This is a genomic window from Aeromonas sp. R7-4, assembly GCF_040908055.1.
Lineage (GTDB): Bacteria > Pseudomonadota > Gammaproteobacteria > Enterobacterales > Aeromonadaceae > Aeromonas > Aeromonas sanarellii.
Genome location: NZ_JBFODA010000014.1, coordinates 1 through 3,424, shown reverse-complemented (window position 1 = coordinate 3,424; position 3,424 = coordinate 1). Strand labels below are relative to the sequence as shown.

General features: G+C 53.8%; 4 protein-coding genes. 2 read left to right on the top strand and 2 right to left on the bottom strand.

Features of this window, described 5'->3' with window-relative positions; genetic code table 11:
* Positions 1-18 precede the first annotated feature (18 nt).
* Positions 19-1,169 (bottom strand): IS3 family transposase gene (locus AB5Y72_RS02770; protein ID WP_325783120.1). Its coding sequence is split into 2 segments (ribosomal slippage): positions 19-932 and positions 932-1,169, totalling 1,152 coding nucleotides; the frame shifts between segments, so codons are not numbered across the junction.
* 446 nt (positions 1,170-1,615) lie between these two features.
* On the opposite strand from AB5Y72_RS02770, the gene AB5Y72_RS02765 reads away from it, so the two are divergent.
* Together AB5Y72_RS02765 and AB5Y72_RS02760 are read left to right on the top strand one after the other, a co-directional pair.
* Positions 1,616-1,840 carry a helix-turn-helix transcriptional regulator gene (locus tag AB5Y72_RS02765; protein ID WP_368198577.1) on the top strand — a complete coding sequence of 75 codons (225 nt, stop codon included), beginning with the start codon at positions 1,616-1,618 and terminating at the stop codon, positions 1,838-1,840.
* Between the two features lie 12 nt (positions 1,841-1,852).
* Positions 1,853-2,140, top strand: a complete 288-nt coding sequence (locus AB5Y72_RS02760; RefSeq protein ID WP_368198575.1) for a DUF927 domain-containing protein — start codon at positions 1,853-1,855, stop codon at positions 2,138-2,140.
* Here the strand turns inward: AB5Y72_RS02760 and AB5Y72_RS02755 are convergent.
* A protein-coding gene (locus AB5Y72_RS02755; RefSeq protein WP_270822696.1) for an IS3 family transposase occupies positions 2,129-3,333 on the bottom strand; the annotation gives its coding sequence in 2 pieces (ribosomal slippage) (positions 2,129-3,015 and positions 3,015-3,333; 1,206 coding nt in all). The two genes, AB5Y72_RS02760 and AB5Y72_RS02755, sit on opposite strands and share 12 nt — an antisense overlap.
* Positions 3,334-3,424 lie beyond the last annotated feature (91 nt).

The following is a 3,424-nucleotide window of genomic DNA, read 5'->3' as shown; positions in this document are numbered from 1 at the left end:
TGAATCGCCCCTGGTTTTCTAGACACTTTGTTGCTGAAAAATAAACTGCCTTTCAAACTCTACCGGCGACAGCCCATCATTGGAACCATGACGCCTGATTGGGTTGTAAAACATCTCGATATAATCAAACACATCGCTGCGGGCTTCGTCTCTTGTCGCGTAAATCCTGCGCTTGATCCGCTCCCGTTTGAGCAACTGAAAGAAACTCTCGGCGACCGCGTTGTCGTGACAGTTACCCCGTCGGCTCATACTGCAACTCAGGTTGTGGGCCTTCAGAAAGTCTTGCCATTCACCACCGGTAAACTGGCTGCCCTGATCCGAATGCACCAGTACCGGCTGCTTGGGTTTGCGCCGCCAGACGGCCATCAATAACGCATCAACCGCCAAGTCTGCCGTCATGCGTGACTTCATCGCCCAGCCGACGATCTGGCGAGAGAACAGGTCGAGCACCACCGCCAGGTACAGCCACCCTTCTTGAGTGCGAATGTAGGTAATGTCAGTCACCCAGATGATGTTGGGGGCTGGCACCTTAAACTGACGTGCCAGCGTGTTTGGGGCAGCTTGCGTGCTCTTGCCTCCATAATGCCCCTTGCGGCGTTGATAGCCCGTTTGCGAACGCAGTCCCTCCCGCTTCATTAATTTGGCCACACGGTGCTTGCCGCAGGCTTCCCCTGCGTCACGAAGGTCGCGATGGATCTTGCGATAACCGTAGACAGCACCACTTTCCAGCCAGGATTGCTTGACCAATCCGGTCAGTCGTTCGTCCTCCTGCTGTCGTGGCGATGTGGGCTGTTTCAACCACGCGTAGAAGCCACTTCGGTGAACCCCCAGGGTCTGGCACAGGGTAACGACACTGTACCGGTCGAGTCGGGAGGTTATGAACGCGTACCTTTCCTTGACTCGCTGGCAAAGTACGCGGCGGCCTCCTTTAGAATATTGCGCTCCTCGGTGACCTGGCGCAGTTCAGTTTTCAGGCGGCGGATCTCGGCTTGCAAGGCAGACTCTTCTATCTGCTGGTCAGCAGGCTTACCGTACTGCTTGAGCCATGCATACAGGCTGTGGCTGGATACCCCGATGGCACGTGCAACGTCAGCCACCGGCCGCCCGCGCTCGGTGATTTGTTTAACGGCTTCGATTTTGAATGTTTCTGGATAACGCTGACGGGTCATAACACCTCCAATAGTTGCCTCATTTTAAGGCTGTGAGGTGTCTAGGGAACTGGGGGCGATTCAGACATACAGACCGGGGAGTACGTTGTCTCACCTTTTTGGTAATGCGTCGGTCAGTTGAAGGGAAGCAGTCTGACTGGATTTCCCCTTAGGACTGTCTCTTGTATATCGGTCCCCGGGCATCGCTCGGGGATTTTTTTAACTATTGCGCCGTCCGTGATCTCACCTAGAGCTACAAGCCAAGTCGACACAAAAAATTTCACATGTGAAATTTCTGACAGATTAGCGAATCAAAAAATAATACGGTAATAGCCAAGAAATGGGGGAATAATCTACATCAAGCAAGCTCATGTCGTAAGTGTATGTTTTTATGTGAAAAATTATTTTTTCGCTTTGCCCAAAAAAGGCACTTATAGCGGCGATGTTTTCTGAAAACAAAATGCAGAATGCTCCTGCCAACACATGAAATATCAGGAGGATGTATGGCTGAGACACCGAAAGAAAAATTGATAAAAATTGCCGAAGTGGTCGAACTGACGGCTCTTTCGCCATCGACAATACGACGCCTAGTGAAAACTGGAAACTTACCAGCCCCCATCAGGCTAGGCCCCACCGGACGTTCAATTAGATTCAAGCTATCTGACATTCAACTGTATCTGAAGAACATTTAACGGGAGGTGCTTATGGAATTTCGATTACTGCCAGATGCACTGGAATGCAGGGAATCCGAACGCTGGGTAAAAATCGGAGGACACATCAAGGTCCTCGCTCGAACCCGCTCTTCGGATCAAAAACGTAGCTACGGCGTTTTACTTGAGTGGAAAAACCTGGATGGTATTCAGTTGCAAGATATTGTCCTTATTCGGCATCTCCAGGGTGATAACAGCAGGCTGGTTCGGGAAATGCTGATCGATTCTGGCTATGGATTTGACCCCATAGATCCAGACACTCTTTCCCGCTTAGGGTTGTGATACCCGACTGCGCAGATATTCCCGAGGGGAACGATACCCCAAGGCGCTGTGCGGGTGGTGCTCGTTGTAATGCTCGAACGCGATCGCCAAATTGCCTACCGCTGTTCGGCTATCCGGCTTCGGCATCATCTCGATATAGTCTCGCTTCATCGTCTTCACGAAGCTCTCCGCGATACCGTTGCTCTGTGGACTCCTCACCGCCGTTGTTCTGGGCTCCAACCCGATTTCTCGTGCGAACGCGCGAGTCTCATGGGCCCGATACACCGAGCCATTATCTGTCAGCCATTCCACCGGTGAGGCCGGCAACGCATCCCCGAAGCGACGCTCGACCGCGCGCAGCATGACATCTTGTACCGTGTCACTGTCGTAACCCCCGGTGCTGGCGGCCCAGTCCAAGGCTTCCCTGTCACAGCAGTCCATGGCGAACGTGACCCGGAGTTTTTCGCCATTATCGCAGCGAAACTCAAAGCCATCCGAGCACCAGCGTCGATTGCTCTCGTTAACGGCGACACGCCCCTTATGTGCCTGCTGAGCCAAGGGAACCGCCGGTTTTCTTTCCAGCAGCAGGCCATGATCGCGCATGACGCGATATACTCGCTTGGCGTTGACGACGGGCAGTCGTTCGGCCTCTGACTGACGTCGTAACAGCGCCCAGACTCGCCGATAACCATAGGAGGGGAGCTCTGCCAGCGCGCCCATGATCCGGGCAAGCAAGGCGCTGTCATCGCGTTGGCGATGCTGCCGGCCATCTCGCCAACCAGGTTTTCGATGAACATGAACGGATAGCTGCGCACGCGATACACCAAGGGCTTGGCTCACCGCCCTTAATCGTCGTCCCCCGGCAACAAGGGCGCATGCGCAATCCATTTTTTTGCTCGACCAACCTCCACAGCTTCTTTGAGGATCTCGTTCTCCATGGTCTTCTTCCCGAGCAGACGCTGGAGCTCTCGGATCTGCTTGATGGCAGCAGCCAACTCTGAGGCTGGAACAACATCCTCACCGGCGGTGATCGCCGTGAGAGAGCCTTCCTGGAATTGTTTGCGCCATTTGAAGAGCTGGTTGGCGTTGACGTCGTGCAAGCGAGCGACATGAGAGACGGTCATACCGGGCTCAAAGGTCTGCTGCACCATGGTGATCTTTTCTTGCGGAGTCCGGCGTCGACGGCGCTCGGCTCCTGTTAACACTTCGGCCATCTTCTCGTTGCGACTAGTACTGAACATAGTTCCAAGACTACCTCTTAAGTTAAGAGGGGCGAAGTGTCTGGATCCTCCAGGGGCCAATCTA